The organism is Pseudanabaena sp. CCNP1317 (genome assembly GCF_034931345.1).
GTDB classification, from domain to species: Bacteria; Cyanobacteriota; Cyanobacteriia; order Pseudanabaenales; family Pseudanabaenaceae; genus Pseudanabaena; species Pseudanabaena galeata.
Map to the genome: position 1 here is coordinate 35,509 of NZ_JAYGIF010000059.1, position 23,202 is coordinate 58,710.

The 23,202-nt window shown below is 42.9% G+C and carries 21 protein-coding genes, 1 tRNA gene and 1 pseudogene; 12 read left to right on the plus strand and 11 right to left on the minus strand.

The genetic code is table 11. From position 1 onward, the window contains the following. The 10 genes from VB775_RS12680 (at nt 1) to VB775_RS12725 (ending at nt 12,579) form a co-directional block, all read left to right on the plus strand. On the plus strand, nt 1-2,646 hold the full coding sequence (locus tag VB775_RS12680) for a CHAT domain-containing protein (RefSeq protein WP_281005866.1): 2,646 nt from the start codon (nt 1-3) through the stop codon (nt 2,644-2,646). Between the two features lie 786 nt (nt 2,647-3,432). After that, nucleotides 3,433-4,167, plus strand: a complete 735-nt coding sequence (locus VB775_RS12685; protein WP_281005865.1) for a DUF928 domain-containing protein — start codon at nt 3,433-3,435, stop codon at nt 4,165-4,167. Then, nucleotides 4,127-5,857: a CHASE2 domain-containing protein gene (locus VB775_RS12690; RefSeq protein WP_281005864.1), complete on the plus strand. Its 1,731-nt coding sequence runs from the start codon at nt 4,127-4,129 to the stop codon at nt 5,855-5,857. The genes VB775_RS12685 and VB775_RS12690 overlap by 41 nt, the downstream gene beginning before the upstream one ends. A 515-nt stretch (nt 5,858-6,372) precedes the next feature. Then, entirely contained in the window at nt 6,373-8,064 is a 1,692-nt protein-coding gene (locus tag VB775_RS12695) for an ABC1 kinase family protein (RefSeq protein ID WP_281005863.1), read from the plus strand. 407 nt (nt 8,065-8,471) lie between these two features. Continuing rightward, on the plus strand, nt 8,472-9,212 hold the full coding sequence (locus VB775_RS12700; protein ID WP_281009417.1) for a Stp1/IreP family PP2C-type Ser/Thr phosphatase: 741 nt from the start codon (nt 8,472-8,474) through the stop codon (nt 9,210-9,212). Nucleotides 9,213-9,274: 62 nt separating this feature from the next. Beyond that, the gene (locus VB775_RS12705; RefSeq protein ID WP_281005862.1) at nt 9,275-9,859 is read left to right on the plus strand and encodes an eCIS core domain-containing protein; all 585 of its coding nucleotides are present in this window, start codon (nt 9,275-9,277) and stop codon (nt 9,857-9,859) included. 152 nt (nt 9,860-10,011) lie between these two features. Beyond that, entirely contained in the window at nt 10,012-10,608 is a 597-nt protein-coding gene (gene recR / locus VB775_RS12710) for a recombination mediator RecR (protein WP_281005861.1), read from the plus strand. Nucleotides 10,609-10,752: 144 nt separating this feature from the next. Continuing rightward, nucleotides 10,753-11,271, plus strand: coding sequence for a YdcF family protein (locus VB775_RS12715; RefSeq protein WP_281005860.1), 519 nt, complete (start codon nt 10,753-10,755; stop codon nt 11,269-11,271). Between the two features lie 538 nt (nt 11,272-11,809). Continuing rightward, a tRNA-Phe gene (locus tag VB775_RS12720) sits at nt 11,810-11,882 on the plus strand. Between the two features lie 178 nt (nt 11,883-12,060). Continuing rightward, nucleotides 12,061-12,579, plus strand: a complete 519-nt coding sequence (locus VB775_RS12725) for an FKBP-type peptidyl-prolyl cis-trans isomerase (protein ID WP_281005859.1) — start codon at nt 12,061-12,063, stop codon at nt 12,577-12,579. A 77-nt stretch (nt 12,580-12,656) separates the two neighbouring features. Here VB775_RS12725 and VB775_RS12730 read toward each other — a convergent pair whose 3' ends face one another. From VB775_RS12730 to VB775_RS12765, 8 genes are all read right to left on the minus strand, one after another. After that, nucleotides 12,657-13,385, minus strand: coding sequence for a hypothetical protein (locus VB775_RS12730; RefSeq protein WP_281005858.1), 729 nt, complete (start codon nt 13,383-13,385; stop codon nt 12,657-12,659). Further along, nucleotides 13,382-14,278: an ABC transporter permease gene (locus VB775_RS12735; protein WP_281005857.1), complete on the minus strand. Its 897-nt coding sequence runs from the start codon at nt 14,276-14,278 to the stop codon at nt 13,382-13,384. Before VB775_RS12735 ends, VB775_RS12730 begins: the two co-directional genes overlap by 4 nt. 68 nt (nt 14,279-14,346) lie before the next feature. Next, nucleotides 14,347-14,676 (minus strand): type II toxin-antitoxin system PemK/MazF family toxin, encoded by a 330-nt coding sequence (locus VB775_RS12740; protein ID WP_281009416.1) that lies wholly within the window; start codon nt 14,674-14,676, stop codon nt 14,347-14,349. Then, nucleotides 14,667-14,930, minus strand: a complete 264-nt coding sequence (locus tag VB775_RS12745; protein WP_281005856.1) for an AbrB/MazE/SpoVT family DNA-binding domain-containing protein — start codon at nt 14,928-14,930, stop codon at nt 14,667-14,669. The genes VB775_RS12740 and VB775_RS12745 overlap by 10 nt, the downstream gene beginning before the upstream one ends. A gap of 220 nt (nt 14,931-15,150) precedes the next feature. Beyond that, on the minus strand, nt 15,151-16,551 hold the full coding sequence (locus tag VB775_RS12750) for an NAD(P)(+) transhydrogenase (Re/Si-specific) subunit beta (protein WP_407072992.1): 1,401 nt from the start codon (nt 16,549-16,551) through the stop codon (nt 15,151-15,153). An 18-nt stretch (nt 16,552-16,569) separates the two neighbouring features. Continuing rightward, on the minus strand, nt 16,570-16,860 hold the full coding sequence (locus tag VB775_RS12755) for an NAD(P) transhydrogenase subunit alpha (RefSeq protein WP_094533598.1): 291 nt from the start codon (nt 16,858-16,860) through the stop codon (nt 16,570-16,572). Nucleotides 16,861-16,964: 104 nt separating this feature from the next. Next, nucleotides 16,965-18,110, minus strand: coding sequence for a Re/Si-specific NAD(P)(+) transhydrogenase subunit alpha (locus VB775_RS12760; protein WP_281005854.1), 1,146 nt, complete (start codon nt 18,108-18,110; stop codon nt 16,965-16,967). Nucleotides 18,111-18,249: 139 nt separating this feature from the next. Continuing rightward, complete coding sequence (locus tag VB775_RS12765; RefSeq protein ID WP_281005853.1) at nt 18,250-18,516, minus strand: hypothetical protein; 267 nt, start codon at nt 18,514-18,516, stop codon at nt 18,250-18,252. A gap of 226 nt (nt 18,517-18,742) precedes the next feature. On the opposite strand from VB775_RS12765, the gene cobT reads away from it, so the two are divergent. Continuing rightward, nucleotides 18,743-19,807, plus strand: coding sequence for a nicotinate mononucleotide-dependent phosphoribosyltransferase CobT (gene cobT, locus VB775_RS12770; protein WP_281005852.1), 1,065 nt, complete (start codon nt 18,743-18,745; stop codon nt 19,805-19,807). Here the strand turns inward: cobT and VB775_RS12775 are convergent. After that, complete coding sequence (locus VB775_RS12775) at nt 19,802-20,566, minus strand: Uma2 family endonuclease (protein ID WP_281005851.1); 765 nt, start codon at nt 20,564-20,566, stop codon at nt 19,802-19,804. The genes cobT and VB775_RS12775 overlap by 6 nt on opposite strands. A 66-nt stretch (nt 20,567-20,632) precedes the next feature. On the opposite strand from VB775_RS12775, the pseudogene VB775_RS12780 reads away from it, so the two are divergent. Continuing rightward, nucleotides 20,633-21,139: pseudogene (locus tag VB775_RS12780) on the plus strand (Uma2 family endonuclease); the annotation flags it as partial. Nucleotides 21,140-21,174: 35 nt separating this feature from the next. Here the strand turns inward: VB775_RS12780 and VB775_RS12785 are convergent. Further along, on the minus strand, nt 21,175-22,386 hold the full coding sequence (locus tag VB775_RS12785) for a glycosyltransferase family 4 protein (protein ID WP_281005849.1): 1,212 nt from the start codon (nt 22,384-22,386) through the stop codon (nt 21,175-21,177). Next, nucleotides 22,379-23,200 (minus strand): glycosyltransferase family 2 protein, encoded by an 822-nt coding sequence (locus VB775_RS12790; protein ID WP_281005848.1) that lies wholly within the window; start codon nt 23,198-23,200, stop codon nt 22,379-22,381. The genes VB775_RS12785 and VB775_RS12790 overlap by 8 nt, the downstream gene beginning before the upstream one ends. Nucleotides 23,201-23,202: the final 2 nt, after the last annotated feature.

Genomic DNA, 23,202 nt, shown 5'->3' on the forward strand with positions numbered 1-23,202 from the left:
ATGAAATTTGCGATCGCTACTGCTCGAAAGTTCTGGCAAATAATTAATAAAAAGAAACTGACATTCCTGTTGATGTTGGCGATCGCTACCTACTGCTCAATCGCATTTATCCAACCTGCGATCGCTACCCGTAACCAAACTGCGGATAATCCCAACAACCTATCAACGCAATTATCCCAGTCCAATCAGCCTTCATTGCTAGAGCAAGGAAGCCGCCTCTATGCACAAGGCAACCTTACCGAAGCCGTAGCCACATGGCAAAAAGCTCTATTCACCTATCGTCTTCGCCAAAATACCGTAACTGAAAAATTACGCGCTCAATTAAATGAGGCGCTGTGCCTAAATTATCTCTCAATGGCTTATCAAGAACTTGGCGAGTGGGATCAAGCTCAAGAAACGATAGCCCAGAGTGCAAATTTACTGGATAGACAACTATTAGCGAGTAAAGAAGGACTAGCGATCGCGGCAAGAATCAGCAATACACAGGGTAGCCTGCGACTTGCTATGGGCAATCCCCAAGCTGCCCTAGACAATTGGAAAATAGCGGCGGAACGATACACCCAACTCGATGACGAAATTGGGCTATTAGGAAGTCAAACCAATCAAGCACAAGCACTGCAAGCTTTAGGGCTATTTCGTCTAGCGAGCGAACAATTAGAAGCGATCGAATTACGTCTCCAAAAGCAACCAGACTCACTCCTTAAATCTGTAGCACTGCATAGCCTCGGCACGACCCTACAGACCCTTGGAGATCTTGCCAAGTCTCAAAAAATCCTCGAACAAAGCTTAGCGATCGCTCAAAACCTAAACAATCCTGCCGAGAGCAGTGCCACATTAATCAGCATTGGCAATAACTTCAGGTTTATCAAAGATATAGATGGCGCTTTACAAAAATATGAACAAGCCGCAAAAACTTCGCCTGTAAGCATTCTGCGCTTAGAAGCACAGGCTTTAAATTTAAGTTTGCTCGTTGAAAGCGATCGTCTCCAACAAGTTCAACCACTATGGCAACAGATCGAACCAGAGCTGACGAAATTGCAGCCTAGCCGTCGCAGTGTTTATCTGAGCATCAATTTGAGCGAATGCTTGATGAAGATTAAAGATGCAAATGCTCGTCCAATTACCACATCAAGGATTGCCGAGTTATTAACTGTCGCGTTGCGGCAGGCTCAATCCATTCAAGACCGCAGAGCCGAGTCCTTTGCAATTGGTGCTTTAGGTGGACTTTACGAACAAAATCAACAACTTACGGAGGCTTATCAGCTTTCCCAACGGGCGCTATTGCTTGCTCAATCAATAAGCGCCGATGATTTACTCTATCGTTGGCAATGGCTCTCAGGTCGCATCTTAAACAAACAGGGCAAATCTGACCTCGCAATTGAGGCGTATCGCCAAGCTGTGCAGAATATCCAAAACCTGCGTCGAGAGCTAGTTGCGACATCTCCAGAAGTTCAGTTTGCCTTTCGCGATCGCATCGAGCCAATTTATCGTGAACTCGTCTCTCTATTACTAAAAAGCGATAAACCATCTCAAGAAAACCTGATCCAAGCGCGGCTTACCCTTGAGTCACTGCAAGTCGTAGAACTAGAAAATTTCTTTCGAGCAGCTTGTCTCGATATCCAACCACAGCAAATTGATGCTGTTGACTCCAATTCCGCAGTGATCTATTCAGCAATCTTAAGCGATCGCCTAGCATTGATCCTCTCATTACCTAAAGAGCCTCTACAGTATTTTTCCTCGAATATATCGCAGACAGAATTAGATGATAGTGCTGATCAATTTCTTCAAGCTCTGAACCCAGCATTTTCTGACCGTATTCGCTTAAAAATATCGCAAAAACTATACGACCTGATCATCCGCCCTTCAGAAACAGCCCTCGCCGAAAAGCAAATCAAAAATTTAGTATTTGTTCTGGATGGCTCATTGCGAAATCTGCCCATGGCAGCTTTGTATGATGGCAAGCAATATGCGATCGAAAAGTACAGTATGGCTTTAACCCCAGGACTCCAAATATTAGGAGCAAAGCCGCTAGATCGAGGACAACTGAAAGTTTGGCTAGGCGGACTTTCAGAAGCTAGGCAAGGTTTTACTGAGTTAAGAGGGGTAAAGTTTGAAGCTAACCAAATCTCCAAGCAAATTCCCACTGACTTAGAATTAAATAGCAATTTTACTAAAAACAACTTACAGAAAGGTCTATCGGAGGCAGGGACAGCTATAGTCCACCTAGCGACGCATGGACAGTTTAGCTCCGATCCAGACTCAACATTTATTCTGGCTTGGGATGATCGCGTCACTGTCCCAGATTTCTATAGTTTTTTGCGCGATCGCACCGACAATCGCAAACAACCTCTAGAGTTACTTGTACTCAGTGCTTGTAAAACTGCCGAAGGTGATGTGAAAGCCATCTTGGGACTTGCTGGTATTGCAATACGCTCTGGTGCGAGGAGTACGATTGGTAGCTTATGGGCAGTCAACGATGACTCAACCAGTCAGCTAATGTCAAATTTCTATGACATTCTCGTCAGCCAACCTACTATTTCTAAAGCAGAAGCATTACAAAAATCTCAACTTTCAATACTTAAAGATTCACAATACCGACATCCCTATTACTGGGCTGCTTTTGTACTAGTAGGTAGCTGGCTTTAAGTTTCAATACTTAATGACAAAATATGACAATGAAAGGCTTGCTTAATTCCTTTCTTAACGTCAGTTCGACGAAAGCGAAAAATGGGAAGAATCGCTTAGCGATTCTTCCCATTTTTCGCCATTTGCGGCGTGCTTTGCACGCCGCAAATGGCTATATCGAACTCAAGTTTTCTTACAGCGCAATAAAAAAGATAAGTGTACTTAAGCTGCTTGTTATAAGCTTTACCTTCTCTAGATTCATTTAGGATTGCTATAGTAAATAGTTCACTTTTATCTATAGCAAAAAAAGAGTTAGCTAGTACAAACCAAAACCCAAGAAGTGAGGGGTGGTAATCTGTGCCACCTCTCACTTCTTGGGTTTTATGGCCTAAGCAAAACTTGCTTTGCTATATCACTTATCTTACAAAAAACAATTATATAAAATAAATATATTATTAGGAAGAAAATTGTATCAAACAAACAATAGATATAGGGATTTTCAAGATTTATATATCTTTTGTATAACTTTTGGATATAGCTAAATTTTAATTGCTAGATTATGATTAATATTAGTTATTGTATCTAATACTACTTTTACTCCCACTAAAAAGCAAGGATAAAAATCATTATTTCTACCGATCTTTGTCTTTTGCCGTTAATCTTCTGCCGTTAAGTATAGCAATCCTAAATGGACATTAGTAAAGATAAAGCTAATAACACAGGACTTAATGCTCTTTTCTTTTCTTCAAATAATTTAGAATTCCTATATTAATTATAAATATTTTCTTTCGATTGAGGATACTAAAGATGTACTTAAATTTATCAATGATGTTATCAATGATGCCTAAGATTTGCCTTTCGACATTAACAGCTATTTTACTGCCTTTGGCTTTTACTCCTGAAGTAATGTTGGCTCAAACAGTTAATTTTAAGCCTCCCAGTGGTAGAGCGCCTAAAACTACAACTGGAGCAGCAACTCGTGACCAAAGTTGTTTGTTCGACTCAGCCCAACCTAACAAGAAAACATCACCAATATTGCCACAGACAAACTATGGTTTAACAACTTCTAGTCGCCCAGAAATTTTGATATTTAAAACAAAAAGCAGTGCAAGGCAAATATTTTTTAGTCTTGAAAGTGAAGATGGCGAACAAGTTTACCAAACTTTTTCACCTTTATCATCAGATGTTGGATTTGTTAAGATTAATTTCCCCAGTCAAGCTCCCGATCTTATTGCGAATAAAAAATATAAATGGACAATGACATTCATCTGTGGGAAAGCGCTCCGACCAGACAGCCCCGCGATCGCAGGTTGGGTGCAACGCACTACCCCAACTCAAGCCCTCACCACTAAGCTGCGAAATGCATCACCAATTGCTCGAGTAGCTATATATGGTGAAAATGGCATTTGGTATGACATGATCAATGAACTCTATCGATTGCAAAAGCAATCCCCAGACAATTCAACAATTTCTCAAGCTTGGGAAAAACTGCTCAAAGATCATGTCGTTCAATCATCTGAATCCGTTACGCTTGTTAAATAAAGCCATACCTAGAACCGTAAATAAACTTCAATCCAGTATATTTACGATTCCAGTTTTAATCGTGATTCTAATTTGCACGCTACAAGTATTAGGATTGTTTCAACTATTAGAGTTGAAATTTTTAGACAAACTTTTCCAACTAAGAACATCTGAAGGTTTAGACTCTCGCATAGTCATGGTCACTTTTGATGATCGTGATCTTGCAAGAGTTGGGAGATGGCCCTTCCCAGATAATGTAGTTGCAAAATTAATTACGCAAGTCAAGGCAGGAAATCCAAGAGTAATTGGTTTAGATGTATATCGAAATCTGCCAGTAGAGCCAGGTTTTGACGAATTAAAAAAGGTTTTTCAAGCTACTCCTAACCTAATTGTTGCTGAAAAATTTGTTAATCCGAGCGTTTTACCGCCGCCTTATATCGATTATAAAAATCAAGTTGGTTTTGTAGATACTGTAGTCGATCAGGATGGTACGGTAAGACGAGGACTACTGTCTATAGAGAAGCCTAATGGCGAGATAATTTATAGCTTCTCAATTAAAATCGCCCTAAATTATTTGGCTTCCAAAGGTATAACTCCTGACACATCTTCTGACAAAGATCACACAGTTGTTTTAGGAAAATCTAGATTTACCCCATTAGGTTCTCACCAAACTGGTTATGGTGCTACTGACAATGGTGGATACCAAATTTTGCTCAATTATCGTTGTCAGACGGAATGTTTTCAGGAAATTTCCATGACAAATGTTCTTGATGGTAAATATCCACAGAATCTGTTTGAAAATCGGATTGTATTAATCGGATCTACCGCAGAAAGTCTCCGAGATTTCTTCTTTTCTCCTTATGGATCAATTCCTGGTGTACATATCCATGCCAATTTGATATCACAAATTATTAATGGAGCCATAAATAACCGTCCATTTTTACAGACCTATCCAAAGTGGGTGGAAGGGATATGGGTTCTTATATGGGCTTCTATTGGTGTAGCTGGCATTTCAAGCTTTCTGAGAGGAGGCAGTTTTGTCAAAGCCCAATTTTTTGCAGGCATCCTAACCTTCCTTGTCATATCAATGATGGGATTAGTCTTAATTAGTTATATTTCTTTTTTGTTTAGTTTTTGGTTATCAATATTTCCTGCTTTGTCTTCATTTTTATTGAGTAGCGTAATTTCGATTATTCAACTTGGCGAAAAGTTTCGTTATGCATCAAATATTGATGAGTTAACGCAAATTGCCAATCGACGTTATTTTGATCGCTTTTTGATGAAAAACTTTCAGACAAAGCAAGACCTTTGCGTCCTCATTTGTGATGTTGACCACTTTAAGCTATATAACGACAGCTATGGCCATCAGGATGGAGATAAATGCTTACAATTAGTAGCACAAGCCATTAATAAATCTGTACGTAGTGGCGAACTTGCAGGTCGATATGGAGGAGAAGAATTTGCAGTGATTCTTCCCAATACTAGCTATGAATCAGCCTTAGCTGTAGCGGAAAGAATTGTTGTAAATGTGCGTAGCCTCAATATTCCTCATAAAAGTTCAATGACCAATAATGTTGTGACATTAAGCTGTGGGGTTGCGTGTATGGAGTCTGAGGATATTTCTAGTTTAGATCTATTGATTAAAGCAGATCGCGCTTTATATAAGGCTAAAGAGCAAGGCAGAAACAGAGCCATAGGATATAAACAGTAGTTGTTTGCAATACCCATATAGCGCAAAGCACTGTCTTATACCAAATGACAAAATGGATACGCCATTTTGTGGTTTTATAGCGACGAAAAAGATAGCTAGGACATAACCCCAAAAGATGAGTGGCGGCGCTTCGCACCGCCACTCATCTTTTGGGGTTATGTCCTAAGCAACGTGAGTTTTGGATAAGCTACAAAATTTTAAAAGCTAAAACAGTAAAAGCCTTGCTTCGCAAGGCTTTTACTGTTTTGGCACCTAGGGAGGGTTCGCAGCGCTAACTCTCCCTAGGTGCTAGTTTGAAATTAACTAGCAGCATCTCGGTTCGGGTTAATTTCAAGCGACTGAAGCAGCAATTCTCATTATAAAAATCGTTTTTTTGACAGCCCGCCAACGGCGGGCTGTTAAAAAAAATGAGAATTGCTACGACCGAAGCGACAGCATTAAAAATTTAAAGATTTGGGTTAAGATGTAAAGGTTTGTTACAGATTTTTGATAGCCCTACCTTTAGTCAGTGAACCGTGCCAGCCTTATCCTCTGAACCCAATTATCGCTGGAGTCGTGACAACTACTCTGAACTCGCCCGCACCATCGACATTTGGCGTACAGTCCTAACATTTTCGTGGATGGTTTGGATTGATGGCAAAAAATGGAGCTATGTTGGAGGAAAGACTGAAGCCAAGGTTAAAAAACGTACTCGCAAGAGAGCTATCTGGCTAAGGGAGTCCATGCTGCAATTGGGCCCCACATTTATTAAGGTTGGGCAATTGCTTTCGACTCGTGCTGATATTTTGCCAACTGAGTCCGTTGAGGAGCTATCAAAGTTGCAAGATAAAGTTCCAGCTTTTACAGCCGAAAAAGCTAGGCAAATCATTGAGGGGGATTTAGGTAAACCGATCGAGACTATGTTTGGGTACTTTGATCCAGTTCCCCTTGCAGCAGCTAGTCTGGGACAAGTGCATAAAGCTCAATTGCATACAGGCGAAGAAATCGTTGTCAAAGTTCAACGGCCAGGATTATTAAAATTATTTGCGATCGATTTAGGGATTCTCAAGCGCATTGCTCAATACTTTCAAAATCATCCTAAACATGGACGGGGGCGCGACTGGGTTGGTATTTATGAAGAATGTAGCAAGATCCTTTATGAAGAAGCGGATTATTTAAACGAAGGTAAGAATGCGGATACTTTTCGGCGTAATTTTCGGAGCGATCGCCGCATTATGGTTCCGCGTGTGTATTGGCGCTATGCGTCTCGACGAGTGCTGGCTCTGGAATATATGCCAGGGATCAAAGTTAGTAATTATGAAGCTCTAGAAGCGGCTGGAATAGATCGTAAAGCGATCGCCCGAATTGGAGCCGAGGCATATTTAGAACAATTACTCAATCATGGATTTTTTCACGCCGATCCCCACCCTGGCAATCTCGCAGTGACGGGTAAAGGCGAATTGATTTTCTATGATTTTGGAATGATGGGACAGATCCAATCGATCACCCGCGATAAGTTATTAAGAACGTTCTTTGGGATTGCCCAAAAAGATGCGGAGGCGGTGATTAACTCGTTAATCGAACTAGGCGCGTTGGAAGTTACTGGTGATACTGGTCCAATTAGGCGATCGGTGCAATATATGCTCGATAACTTCATGGGACAGTCGATGGAAAAACAATCGGTTGCCGCAATCAGTGATGATTTGTACGATATTGCCTATGACCAACCCTTTCGATTCCCCGCTACATTTACCTTTGTCCTGAGAGCAATCTCTACACTTGAAGGACTAGGTAAAGGACTCGATCCCAGTTTTAACTTTATGGAAGTCGCTAAACCCTACGCAACAAACCTTATGGAAAATGGTAGTGCTAAAGAATCAGGAAATTTATCCACAGCCTTTCTAGGTGAACTGGGTAGACAGGCTGCACAGGTCAGTAATACGGCGATCGCCTTGCCCCGTCGCATTGATGACACTCTTGCCAAACTCGATCGCGGTGATATTCGGGTCAGGGTCAAATCTCAAGAAACCGATCGCCTATTACGCCGCCTCAGTAATGTCGGGATCGGAGCGATTTATGCTTTGTTGGGAGCAACTTGCTTATTGTGCGCCACGCTTTTATTTATTAACAGCTTGCAGATCCCAGCCATAATTGCGGCGATCGTCGCAGGGCTTTTTATATTAAGTCTATTACGATTGCTATCAAAAATTGATCGTCCTGAACGATAAGTACCTGTGCAAAATAAATTACCAAACCCGTAAAGTTGCGCCCCTCAGGGGCGTAACTTTACGGGTTTGGCTTTTTGCCTAGGGAGTCACTTGCATGAGGACAAACCAAAACCCAAGAAGCGATTTGCGGCGCGAAGCGCCGCAAATCGCTTCTTGGGTTTTGTGTTCTAACAAGAGCAACGCAAGAAATAGCTAAGACAAATCAAAAACCAGAAGATGAGTGGCGGCGCGAAGCGCCGCCACTCATCTTCTGGTTTTGATGTCCAAAGCAAAACTTACATTGCTATAAGCCTAAATTGAAGAAAAACAAAAGATTAGGATTGCTATAGTTTTTGCCCGTGAGCGTTAAACTAAAGATTGCTATAGCAGAACTGGTCAATTTAATACGTCGAGCTGAACCACCTAACATGAAGCGTCTATTTGCGGGAGCAACCGATACTGGCTGCGTCAGATCAGCCAACCAAGATTCTTACTATATCGACCCTGAGGGACGATTTTTTGTAGTTGCTGATGGGATGGGAGGACATGCAGGTGGCGAGGTGGCAAGTCAGATTGCCGTCGATTCCATTCGTTCATGTTTAGAAGCACTGTGGGATGTCGAGGCAACTCCTCAGAAGCTCATGCAAGATGCGATCGACAAAGCTAACCAAGCAATCATTAATGATCAAGCGGCTAATCCTGTGCGATCGGATATGGGAACAACGATTGTGGTTTTGCTATTTAGAGATGAACAGCCGTGGTTCTGCCATATTGGTGATTCGCGGTTGTATCGTTTGCGCGGCAGTAAACTAGAACAGATCAGCGATGATCACACATGGATTGCCAGGGCTATTCAAACTGGTGTAGTTAACCCCGAAGAAGCTAAAAGCCATCCTTGGCGACATATGTTATTGCAATGCCTAGGGCGGGAAGATGTTAAATCAATTACGGCGCGTGAAATCGAATGGCAACCGGGCGATCGCTTCTTGATCTGTAGTGATGGTTTGACTGAAGAATTAAGCGATGATCGGATTACCCATCATCTCAAGGGCATTCGTAACTGTCAGCAAGCGGCTCAATCCCTAATTGAGTCGGCCAAGTTGCGCGGTGGTCGCGATAACATTACTGTAGTGATTGTTGCTAACGAATTAAACCAAAACAACAACTAGCTTAACTAAGTTTCATCACAAGCAAGGCTCTCTAGTTGCGCTTAAAAGCTCTGTAAAGCATCATGAATAGCATTCGGAGAATATTTTTTTTAATTTTGCTGACTCTCGCTTTAGTCGCAACCATAGGGATGTCAGACGCGAGTTTTTTTGCTGACTCAGAAACAAAATCTAGCCTTGCTGAGGAAGCTTGGGGGCAAGCAGGCTCGATCGCCTATCAAGCAGCCGCAAAAACCATGCGCTCTAAAAATGGCGAAGGACAGGCTTTAGATAATGTCCAAAAGCGTTATCTAAGAAGATATTTCATCGACTATATTGATCGTGTGCATGTCATTTACAACTCGCAAATGATGGATCGTTGGGTATTTGGTAATGTGGCTGTGCATTTAGGTCAAGTCGAGACGATCGCCCAAACCTATTGCGATCGCATTTATCTCCGCGATGCTTACAAGCCCGAAGATATCAAGCAGTTATCAGTTTTAGCTCACGAAATGGTGCATGTGCGCCAATGTTTTCAAAATGGAGGGTTAGATCAATTTGGCTATCAATATTTTGTGGAATATAAGCGCGGCAAACAAAAATACGAAGATAATCTAATGGAACGAGAAGCCTACGATTTGCAAAATCGCTTCGCTAAAACCAACCAATAGGGGCATTGCAAAGCCCTAGGTGAGACAAGGGGCTTAAGCCCCTTGTCTCTGAATAAAAAAGTAAAGGAGAAGCTTTGCTCCTCCTTTACTTTTTTTAATGAAGGCATGAAGTAACGTTAAAATCGTTAACGTTACTTCATGTCTTCGCTGTTTTGTATACTCGACCTCTAGCTAATCTGATTGAACAATTGCAGCGCCTACCTGGGGTGGGGGCAAAAACTGCTCAACGCCTATCACTGCATATTCTCAAACGTCCGACTGAAGAGGTTGAAGCCCTTGCTCAAGCATTAATTCAGGCAAAACAACAGGTGGGGCTTTGCACTATATGTGGGCATCTTTCGGCAGAGCCAATTTGTGAAATTTGCGCCCATCCTAGTCGCGATAATTCTGTAATCTGTGTAGTTGCTGACTCTCGCGATTTGATAGCCCTTGAAAAAACTCGTGAATATCGCGGTAAATATCATGTCCTTGGTGGTCTGATTTCGCCCATGGATGGCATTAGCCCTGATCAACTAAATATCCAAAGCCTAGTGAGGCGGGTCAGTGGCAACAAAGTCTTAGAGGTAATTATGGCGATCGCACCTAGTGTTGAAGGGGAGACTACCACTCTATATGTCGGCGGATTATTAAAACCATTTACAAAAGTTACGCGAATTGCCTTTGGTATTCCGATGGGTGGTGATTTAGAATATGCAGATGAGGTAACACTCGCCAAAGCGATCGAGGGGCGACGCGAAATAGATTTATAGTCTATTAAGTCTATTAACAGTCTCACCCAAAGAGTGAGACTGTTAACAAAAACTTGTTGCATATTGTTCCATCATGCAGATAATATTTTGCTGATTCGCAACGCATTAGTAATGATGATTAACCCATTCCCTAGCAGAAGTACTATGACAGCTTTATCTGGGTTAATTGGCTCTGGATGTATGATTTTTGGTGTACCATGCTTTCCACCAATCAGTAGCAGTCCTTCGCCTAGAGAGCCACAGGCGATCTTAGTCTTGGGCGGCTCTCCCACCCGTGAACAGTTTGCTGCTCAGTTTGCTTTACAACATCCACGGTTGCCAATTTTTGTTTCGTCAGGCAGTCCAGAGGAATATGCTGAATATGTGTTTGACCGTGCAGGCGTTGAGCGCGAGCGAATTCATTTAGACTATCGTGCTGTTGATACAGTCACTAATTTTACGATTATGGTGACAGAGCTTCAGCAACGTAAAATTACAGATGTATATGTGCTGACTTCCGATTTTCATATGCCTCGCGCTCTCGTTATTGGCAAAATCGTTTTAGGCAGTCGTGGTATTGAAATGCATCCTGTGACCATTCCTTCTAGCATCAAATCGGAGAATCCTACTAAAGCTTTGCGAGATGGTTTGCGATCAGTTTTCTGGCTAGTTACAGGTTTATAGGTGAACCTTTACAGCGTATTGCGCTCAAGCTAAACCAAAAAACTTTGTGAAAGTGTTAATTTGCAACACTTTCACAAAGTTTTTTTGGTTAATTGTCCAGAAATTTGGATTAACGTGACGTGAGTTCGATATTGCCATTTGCGTCGTGCTTCGCACGCAGCAAATGGCGAAAAATGGTAAGAATCGTTTAGCGATTCTTACCATTTTTCGCTTTTGTCGAACTGGTGTTAAGTTAGAAAGAGGGCTTGGAGACCAAGCCCCTACATATGTGTAAATGTAGGGGCTTGGTCTCCAAGCCCCAATCTCAGCGTTCCACTTTTGTCGAACTCACGTTGGATTACTTGTATGGAGACGCAAGAGATATCTAGGACATAAAATCCGAAAGATAAGTGGCGGCGCTTCGCGCCGCCACTTATCTTTCGGATTTTATGTCCTAAGCAAAACTTACATGGCTATAATTTCTGGAAATTTTTTAAAATTCTATTGATCGAAAATCCCATTCAGTGTTATCTTAGTAAAGCGCAAAAAAACGCACAGCGCCGGGATAGCTCAGTTGGTAGAGCAGTGGACTGAAAATCCACGTGTCACGAGTTCAAATCTCGTTCCTGGCATGTTAAACAAAAAAAGAGTTCGCTCAGCGAACTCTTTTTTTTGTTTTTTGCGTAAATGAAGTGTAGCCGCACTTTACTTATACCAATTCCCGCAAGTGTAGCCATTTTGTGATTTGGTATTAATTGGTATAAGATTCCAAAAGCTAAGTCATCACGTAATTGATTGGAGAATATAGCCTTGAAAGGAATTTTGATTAGCTTTGGCATTATGGCAGTTGCTGTACTAGTCATTGTAGTTGCCCAAATTACAGGCGGACAGCCAGCAGTTGCTAGCACTGGTGCGCCATCAACAGGTGTACCAAATCAAACAGAAGTAAAAATAGCAGCAGCACCTTTAATTAGTATGAGTGATTCTGAAATCAAAGAAACTGGCACTGGTCTCAAATATAAAGTGATCACGGCTGGTACAGGTGCAACTCCTAAGAAGGGCGATACTGTCATCGTTCATTACATAGGTACGCTCGAAGATGGAACTAAGTTCGATAGCTCTCGCGATCGCAATAGTCCTTTTTCGTTCAAGCTTGGCGTTGGTCAAGTGATCAAGGGCTGGGATGAAGGTTTATCGATTATGCGTGTTGGCGATCGCTACACCTTGATTATTCCTCCTGATCTCGGTTATGGCGCTCGTGGAGCAGGTGGGGTGATTCCTCCTAATGCGACATTGATTTTTGATGTTGAGCTATTGCGTATTTCTTAGAAATATCCTGACGGCGATCGCTGATTAATTTTTTCGATAGTTCCAAAAAGAAAAGGATAGGCGGCGCATTGCGCCGCCTATCCTTTTCTTTTTGTTTTGCTGGTTCTAGGTTTAGGAATAACTGATTCAATGGGCAAGTCTTCACTGAGCAGATAAGTAGCTGCTTTCTCACTAAGTAGCATCGCTTTAGCAAGAAGCGATCGCGCTGTGCTATTTTCAGGCAAATAAAGCTGAATAATTTTGCGTTTGATCAATGGCGATGTTGCCGAGATCGTATTGCGAGCTTTGCGCCATTCCCCATCGGAGCGACAAAAGAGACGCAGAGCCAAATCAACCGTAGGTTGTTTACAATTACTTTCATCGTTATTGAGAAAAGCGTAGAGTTTTTCATAACGGCGGCTAATTTCAGGGGCAAGGCAGAGAATCAGTAAATCTCGCTCGAATTGACCTAGCTCTAGGCGATCGCATAAAGTTGGAATTGCTAGACGAATATTATTTTCACGACTCGCAGCAAGGCGATCGCCATAACGCCCAAGAGGATGTATAGCCTGAGGTAACTGTTTGGGGGCGAGACTGCCACCCTTAGATGGATCAATCGCAATGAATCCCTTCCACCAATGACTAGTGGAGCGATCAACGGCTGATTTTGCTACGCGATCAACTTCTTGATTAGTTTGACGCTGTTTAGCTAGCGATCGCATCAATACTCGATCAAGCCAAGCTAATTCTGCTTTAAGATATGACCAGTTATCGGCAAAGGGTTGGACTTCAGGCAAAGCGGGAACTTCACCCATTTCCGCAATCATGCTACGCCTCGCCGTAAAGTCCCTCGAATGAAAATACCGACAAATACACCAAAACTGAGTAGGGCGATCGCCGCATTAGCGATCGTCATATTTCCCCAAGGAGCCGTAAATACCACGCTATCCCATGCCCATGTGCTGTGGCTGTAAACATAACGAATTGGCTCGATCGCCCAAGATAGAGGGTTAAGGCTAGCGATCCATTGCAACCAAGTTGGCATAAAAGCAAGAGGTGCAAGAGCTGTGCTAGAAAACATTAATGGTAAATTCACCAAGAAAATAAAAGCTAACATCTCTTGATGTCCTGGCATGGCAAAGGCAAGTCCCAAGCTCAACATCGTGAAATCGACGATTAGCAGCATCAAGATTAATGACATTATGGCTAAACCACTCAGACTGGGTAAGCTCGCACCCATCAAGCCACTGACTGCGACGATCGCCACGGTTTGCACCATACTCAACACAATGATAAAAATCGCGGAAGCCACAATAATCGAAAATCGTGATACTAAGGGCGCAACCAAGATGCGATTGAGAAAACCAAATTCGCGATCGAACAGCATCGGTAATCCCGAATTCAGCGCACTGCTAAAGGCTGTAAAGACAATGATCCCCGCCGCTAAAAACTGTACATAGGTCTGACCATCACCAACTAAACCTTTAGGCAAACCACTAAATAACGCACCAAATAAGAGCAACCACATCAAAGGCTGTAACACCCCTGCAATCAGGGTTGTCGGGCGGCGACGCAATTGGATAAACAGTCTCGTCGTCAAAGCTGTCACTTCTTGCTGAAAATCCGATGCCCAAAAATTGGATGTAGGTATTTCAGGGAGGGATATTTGCTGAGGTTGTGTTTCCTGAATTGGTAAAGGCGGGGGGGAGGTTTGAGTCATAGTTTTTCTTTGGACAAATTAGCCACAATATCAATCATAACCTTAACGATAATTCAGACTGTAATCTCCTATTCAGCAAACATTTCTGCCAAAATTCCCAGAACTAGTTTTTGCTCATCCTGACTGATTTGCCCAAGCCGCTTTACTAATCTTGTTTTATCAACTGTGCGAATTTGATCGATAACTATTTGCCCTGCTTTTTCTTGAAACTGACAAATGACGCGGGTAGGATATACGCGCCCTCTAGTCGTCATAGGCGCAATAATCACCGTCGAAATATAGCGATTCATCTCATCGGGGGAAATCACAACACATGGGCGTGTTTTTTGAATTTCGTTGCCAATAGTGGGATCGAGATTAACCAGAAAAACATCAAAGCGTTTGACATTTAATCCCACGCCCAATCAACTCTCTCCCAATCAGTTGGGCTAATATCATCTAGTAAAATATCGTCTCCTTGCTCTGCCATCGTCGCAAAGGCTTGATTCCATCCCATGCGTAATTGTGGAAATGGGCGCACAGTCAGATGGCTGCCCTGCACTTCAATTTCCACTTCTGCATGAATACCACTTTGCTCAAGGAGTAACTTGGGAATACGAATACCTTGAGAGTTACCGATTTTAATGATGCGGGTTCTAATAGCTGCGCCCATAGTTAAATAACCCTTAAAATCAATAGTATAGCTATAGCCACCTGTATCAAGACAAATAAAAACCCAAATAGTGTGAGGCGGCGCGAAGCGCCGCCTCACACTATTTGGGTTTTATGTCCTAACAAGAATGGCGACAGCTATAGTTGCATTGTAGCTACTGACTAAAAGGTTAGCAAGCAAAAAAAAGAGACTCGAAAAACGAGTCTCTTTTTTTTGCTTGCTAAATTTGTTTTAGCTCGTTGGCAAGCTTGCCAACCATGTCTTTAGCACCACCAAATAACATCATCGTTTTTTGTTGATAGAACAAGTCATTTTCGACACCTGCAAAACCAGCACTCATTCCGCGCTTAATCACGATCGCATTTTTGGCTTTATCCACTTCTAAAATCGGCATTCCATAAATCGGGCTAGCTTGATTAGTTCGCGCCGCAGGGTTGACCACATCATTCGCACCGATAATCAACACCACATCAGTATTTTCAAACTGGGTATTGATATCGTCCATGTCATAGAGTTGCGAATAAGGCACATTTGCCTCAGCAAGCAATACATTCATATGCCCAGGCATCCGACCTGCGACAGGGTGAATGGCAAACTTCACTTCCACACCTTTGCGTTCGAGCATGTCCGATAACTCACGGACAGCGTGCTGTGCTTGAGCGACTGCCATACCATAACCAGGGACGATTACTACCGATCGCGCATAGCCCAACATCATCGCGCATTCTTCGGGATCTATAGTTTTCACAGTTTTGTTGCTACTGTCCCCTGCGTCACCTTCTACAACTAAGGCTTCACCAAAGCCACTAAACAAGACGTTGGGAAGAGTACGGTTCATGGCTTTACACATGATCTGGGTGAGGATCAAGCCTGAAGCACCAACTAATGCTCCAGCAATAATCAATACATTATTCATCACCACAAAACCTGCGGCGCTAGCGGCAACACCTGACAAGGAGTTCAGCAGCGAGATCACCACAGGCATGTCGCCGCCACCAATGGGAATCACGAATAATACGCCCACTAAAAGGGAAATGATATTAATGCCAATGAATCCCACAACATCAGTAGGATTAGCAATTAGCATGGCTGCACCAACGGCAAAGGTAACTAACAGCAGGATATTAACGGTTTGCTGATAGGCAAAGCGAATCGGTGCGCCTTTCATGATCCCTTGCAATTTTGCAAAGGCGATCATGCTGCCCGTAAAGGTGATATTGCCAATCAGCACGCTAGCAATAATTGAGAGATTATCGACTAGGGGCAATGTTAAACCATGACTAGTCACGCGCCAATATTCGCCCACAGCAACTAACGAAGAAGCCAAACCGCCTAAACCATTGAGTAAGCCCACCATTTGGGGCATATCGGTCATGGCGACTTTGTAAGCAATCAGAGAACCGATCGCCGATCCAATTGCGATCGCCACTAAAATCAATCCATAACTCAATACTTGCTTGTCGAGCAATGTTGCCACAACTGCTAATAACATGGCGATCGCGCCGAGCAAATTCCCCTTACGCGCCGTAGCAGGTGATCCCATCTGTTTGAGACCAATCATAAAGAGGGTCGCTGCTACCAAATAGGTAAGCTGAATCCCTGTCGGCACATAGCCCAAGATATTTTCTAGCATGGTGCTTTACGCCTCTTTCTTTTTGAACATTTGCAACATGCGATCGGTGACGAGAAAGCCACCAACAACGTTAATTGTGGCGCAGACAACCGAGATTAGTCCCAGAATTACTGAGAGATTGGGATTGACATCGCTACCCGCCACAATCAAAGCCCCAATTACCGATATTCCTGAAATGGCATTGGAGCCAGACATTAGTGGTGTGTGTAATGTCGGGGGAACTTTATTAATTACTTCAAACCCTGCAAATGAAGCCAGTACAAAGACAAATAGAGCGCTAATTAATGATTCGTTCATAGTTAATTTCTGTCGGCACTAAGTACCGACAATGCAATTGAATGTGGACTAAGGAACGGATTTTTTGTGGCGTGGCTTCGCCGCGCCACAAAAAATCTGGTTCTTTAAACGGTGACTGCTAATTGAGAAAGTGCATCTTTAACTCGCTGATTGCGAATCTCACCAGCATGAGTGATACAGGTGCTGCTGATAATATCATCGTCAAAATCAAGGTTTAGTTCACCCTTCTTGATCAGGTGATTGAGTAAATTGAGTAGATTTTTGGCATATTTTTGCGAAGCATGGATTGGCATAGATGACGGTAAATTAATTGGCGAAATAATTGTTGCCCCGTGACAAAGCACATCTTTACCAGCAATAGTTCCTTCACAATTACCTCCTTGTTCACCTGCCATATCGACAATGATTGACCCACGTTTCATTTGGGCGATCATGTCATCAGTAACCATCACAGGTGCTTTACGCCCAGGCACTTGGGCGGTGGTAATCACAATGTCTGCATCTTTAATATGCTTAGCGAGGATCACTTGAGCATGTTGTTTGGCGGCTTCCGAAATCTCTTTTGCATAGCCACCTGCGGCTGTTGTATCTTCTTCCAAAGTGACATTAATGAATTTCGCGCCAAGGCTCTGCACTTCTTCGCGTACCGCAGGACGGATATCATAGGCTTCCACCTGTGCGCCCAGACGACGCGCCGTGGCGATCGCCTGAAGCCCTGCGACACCAGCACCGAGTACCACCACTTTTGCTGGCGGGATCGTGCCTGCGGCCGTGGTCAACATCGGCAAATACTTAGGCAAAGCTGCTGCTGCGATTAGTACGGCTTTGTAACCAGCGATCGAAGCTTGTGAAGAGAGCGCATCCATACTTTGCGCCCGACTACTGCGCGGGATCATCTCCATGCTCATCGCCGTTACACCCTGATGGGCAAGACGGCGAATTAGTTCTGGTCTCCCCAAGGGATTAAGAAAACCGATGGTAATCTGTCCTTGCTTGAACATACTCACTTCCTCTTCACGGGGCGCACCGACCTTGAGCAAAATTTCTGCTTCATTAATCAGAGCGCTTTTGTCAGTGATAATTTTGGCTCCTGCTTCCACATAAGTGGAGTCTGCAAAAAAGGACAACTCACCCGCATGACTTTCAATTAAGACTTCCAATCCACTTTTAGTTAAGCGGCTAACAACTTCAGGAATTAGCGCTACTCTACGTTCACCAAATTCTATTTCCTTGATAACGCCTATCTTCATTCATGCACCTTATTCAATTATCTTCACTTACCCAAATTTGTGATCTCGCAACCATTAATTAACTGATGTTACGTGGAAGGAATTCCTGTTATAGCAAAGGTCTAGGGCTGGCACGGGGGCACAGCCCCTACAGTAACCTCTAAATTTTGAGGTAGGGGCAATGCCCCCGTGCTTGCCCTGCTTCGCTAGCAGCAAGAGGTCTAACATCTAAGTTCCACGTAACATCAGTAATTAAGGGCAATTCATCACTGCTCTTATAGCGCTTTTCAAGCAAGCGAGGTACATAGGTTTGTTTCCCCGCCTTCGGCGGGGAAACAAACCCGTACTTCACTAGACTGATAAACGCTATATTCCACAAATCAAATAAGTAGGAAGGTTCAATTACTTGTAGGATGCGCCAGTTCAAGGATGAACTGCGACGTAACGCATCAATTAGTTATCAATTATGGGTTACGCTATCGCTAACCCATCCTACATTTAATTCAACAACTTACTTAGGATTGCTGTATGGGTTACGTTCATTGTAAGAACCTAAATGTGACCTTTTGGCTACTTCTTCAGATAATCTTTAACTGTCTTAACGAAAGCACCGCAGAAATATTTACTTTCAATAACTTTTGCAAATAAGTTTAATGATCACGACCTACACACAACGTAAAAAAGCGAAAGCTTGGCTCAAAAACTATCGTGGTAAACGTCCAGTATTTGCCTGTGTGTTGGGCTTTACGGAAACAGGACTAATTCCTAATATCTCTGCTGCGGGAGCAACGCCTGAAGATCGCAAATATACCGCGATCGCCGATGCCGAATTTCTTGCCACGGGATTAAATATCAACTTCCCTTTGCCGCCTCTTGTTGCAGGCGCTTCCCCCGTCTTAATTTCCCGCGCCGTTGTTGCCGCGCAAGAGTTACCGCTTTTTATTTTTGATGCAGGCTTAGCGATCGCACCGACAGTTGAAACCAAGGCGATCGCCCTCGGTGGATCACCAGCCAAGTGTCTGAGTACAGGGAAAGCTTTACCCATTGAAACAGTGCTGCAATTATTTGTACAGGGCTTAGTGTGGGGAGAGAAGTTAGCCCAAGCGGAAGCCTATGTAATCTTGAGTGAATGTGTAGTTGGTGGGACGACTACAGCTCTTGCCGTGCTGACTGCGTTAGGAATAGATGCAAAAGATAAAGTCAATAGCTCTCATCCCACCTGTAACCATGCTCAAAAATGGGGAATCGTCCAAGCAGGATTGCAGCATCTGGAGCAACCAGCCACGCCCTTTGAAATCGTTTCAGCAGTAGGCGATCCCATGCAAATTGCAGTGGCAGGAATGGCGATCGCTGCAAGTCGTCATGGAGGTGTATTGCTGGCGGGCGGAACCCAAATGTTAGCTGTTTATGCTCTCGCAAGGGCGATCGCTAATGAGCAACATTTAGTCTGGAATCCTGAGGCGATCGCGATCGGCACAACCCGATGGGTTGCTGAAGATCCCACAGGTCACACCGTTGAGCTGGCTTTAGCGGTGCGCGATGTACCATTGCTCGCTACACAGCTAAGTTTTGCCAAATCTAAGTTTCTACAGCTACGCGCCTATGAACAAGGCTTTGTTAAAGAAGGTGTTGGCGCTGGTGCGGCGGCGATCGCTGCTCATTTGTACCAAAATTGGACGCAAGAGAAGTTGCTGAGCGCGATCGAATCGCAGTTATAGCTGAGGTTCAATCCCCGCCGCACGCAGTTGGGCAATCAAGATCTCATTTTTTTGACGCTCTTGCTCGGCAATTAACCTTTCCTGTTGCGCGATTAACTTTTCTTGTTCAGAAGTTTCCCAGCCTGTTAACAGCAAATTGCCGTTAGCATCCCACCAACGCAGCCAAGGCAGTTCCAAATTTTGGTAAACACCTTGCCAAATGCCAATCTCCACACCTAGCTCCTCAATGGGAAAATGCCCTCTCTCATTTGCAGGAACCAATTCAAAGTGATTTGTCACATGGCGATATAATTCAATGCTGGATTTCTGCACCTCATAAATGCCATAAAAAGCAGGACGAATCACCTGCTCATAAATAAAAAATTTACCTGTCCAAGGTGTGCGATCGCGTTCTTCTTTGCCAGTACCAGACACAAATTCTAAAATGATCAGCGGTGCAATAAATTCTTGCCACAGCACATAGGATCGGCGAGACTGACCATCTAATGTCGGTGGGACATTCGGCACATAAAACCAATCAGGAGCCTCTGCACCTTTCTCAGGGGGGGCTGTCATCCGCCAATATATTCCCGAATCTTGCCCGATCGCATATTGTCCATCGGGATGACATTGTTGCAAAATCGGCTCAATCGAATCTGTGAGCAGGATACTTTGCGGATGCTCTTGAAAATTTTTCTCAAAAGTACCATCAGATTCGGGAAGTTGCGTATGGTCGGGAAGTGTGACGCGATCGCTAGATGGATCTAAGGTAAAAGTCATGTTTTTTCCTTCTGCACAAATGTACGCATTGAGTCTGCACAAACTCAATAATTTTAGCTCATTATCAAAAATCCCAAAGTGTTTGCGGCGTTTCTATCTTTCAGAGAACCGCGTAATTCTTGGGTAGTTTGGGAAGAAGATGGACGCTATCCTGATCTAATTATTGAGCTACTATCTGACTCAACCGCCAACGTTGATCGCACAATCAAGCGTAACTTGTATGCTGAGAGATTTCACACGCCAGAATATTTTTATTTTTCACCTGACACCTTAGAATTTGCTGGATTTCGGTTAGATATTAATCAATACAAACCGATTACTGCTAATGCTCAAGGCTGGTTATGGAGTGAGGTAATCGGTGCATTTTTAGGAATTCATGAGCGGCAACTGCGCTATTTTTCTCTAGAGGGAGCATTATTACCGACACCTCAAGAAACAGCCCAAAGAGAAATTCAAAAAGCTAATCAAGAGCGTATTAAAGCCGAGCAACAAATACATCGAGCGGAGTTAGCTGAGTCGAAGTTACAAGAGTTACAAGAGAAAATGCGATCGCTGGGTATTGCTGATGAGTAAGTAAAAAAATAATAGATGGAGCGAAGCGCTGCCTATTATTTGGTAGCTATGGATAAAACAGAATCATAGATTTTCATCAATTGATGATAGTTAGCAGAACGGGTATAGCTTTCTTTGTAAGTTTTATAGGCATTGTTGCCCATAATTTGCATAGCTTCAGGATTTGTGCCACACCAATATAATTTTTCTGTCCAATCGTTAATGCGATCGCTAGGAACTAAAAATCCGTTATATTCCGAGGTGATTAATTCCGATAAAGCTCCTAAATCTGAGGCTATTACAGGTTTACTGCACACAAAAGCTTCAACTACAACCCGCCCAAAGGTTTCATACCATTGTGAAGGAACTACAATCGCAGTGGCAGACTGCATGACGGATGTAATTTGCAATGGTGGTAAATATCCAAGAAAATGTACATTTCTTAAGCTCATTTCATCAACAAAGCGTTGTAAATTTGCTTTCTCGGAACCATCACCAACAATATTTAGTTGCCATTCTGCTTTATTCAGTTCAGCCCATGCTTTCAGAAGGGTAATTACTCCTTTTTCTGGAGATAATCTTCCAACAAATAAAAAATTGGGATGAATCAAGGAAGAAGAGAAATCTCCTGTACTGTTTGGAGGATTAATCACATAGGGTTTCACATACAGGCGATCTCCGCTAACGCCTATTTCTTGGAGTTTCTTCGCAGCAAAGTGACTGGGTGTAATAAATGCATCCACATCTTGCCACCAAGTGCGTCGCCACCGATTGAATGAGATCATTGCCCACACTGCTAAAGACGCAATAGGAGAATCTCGATAACAGCCATAGCCAACGCCGCGCCAAGGATTTCGCCCCACACAAGCTTCACAAATTTTGCCATCTTTTAATAAATATCCATTCAGACAGCCCAGACGAAAATTATGCAGGTGTTGTATGGTCGGAATGTTTAGCGATCGCGCAGCAGCATGGACAGATGGTGAGAATAATGGAAAGAAATTTTGGACATGGACGAGATCGGGCTTGAGTTTTTGAAATTGCGATCGCATCTGGTGATAGACCTTAAAATTCCAAGCTGTCTCTACAAAAAGCTTGAGTTTATCGAACTGGGAATAGCCCTTAATCAGATCATTATGAGTCTCGATCAAAGTGACCCGATGACCATATTCGCGTAATAGTTCTACATCCGCATCGGTTGAGACATCTTCACCTCCCGCATATTGATAACGATTATGAAGCATCACAATATGTAGTGGCTTAAACATAAAAGCGACCTAACCAAGAAAATAACTTAGTGATAAACATTGGAAAGCCAATTAAAGCACCATATTTATAAGTATGGTAATAAAATTGAGTTGGTAAATGATAGGGAGATTTATAATCCCAGAATATTGATTGGAAGGTGCGATATTTTGCTTTCTGGACGTAGTTAGTAAAGTTATGAATGGGGTCTTTTTCTTCAACTAAAGTCACCTTTGCTTTGCCTAAAATATATACTTTAAAACCTGCTCTAGTCGCCTTTAAAGTATACATTCCATCACCAGCATATTGTCGAAATTTATTAGCATCAGGAGCGCTAATCTGCTTAAATACTGATGCTGATATTGCAACACAATAACCACTCAAGCCATCCACTTCGACAACTTCATGCTCTAATGCTTTTACTCGTCTTTTACCCTTAAATCCAGTTTCTACTAATAGTCCTGATTCTGCCTCATTGCAAGCAGCCCCCACAATTGAATTAGGATGTTCTTGTAGGAAATCTACTAATAGCTCTAGAGTGTTTAACTCAGTAAGACAATCATCATTTAACCAAATAAAATGTGTTGCTCCTTGTTGATTAGCATATTCCATTCCTAATGCGATCGCCCCAGTCCACCAAAGATTCCCGTCACCTTGTAAGACAATGACTTCAGGGTAGTTTTCTTTTACTTCTGTAGCAGTGAGATCGCTAGAGCCATCATCGACAACAATCACATGATATTTTTGCAAGTCGCCATTAGCTTTTAAGTTGTCTAGACAAGCTAAAGTAAGCACCTTGCGATTATGAACAGGAATAATAATGTAGATGGGTTGCATAA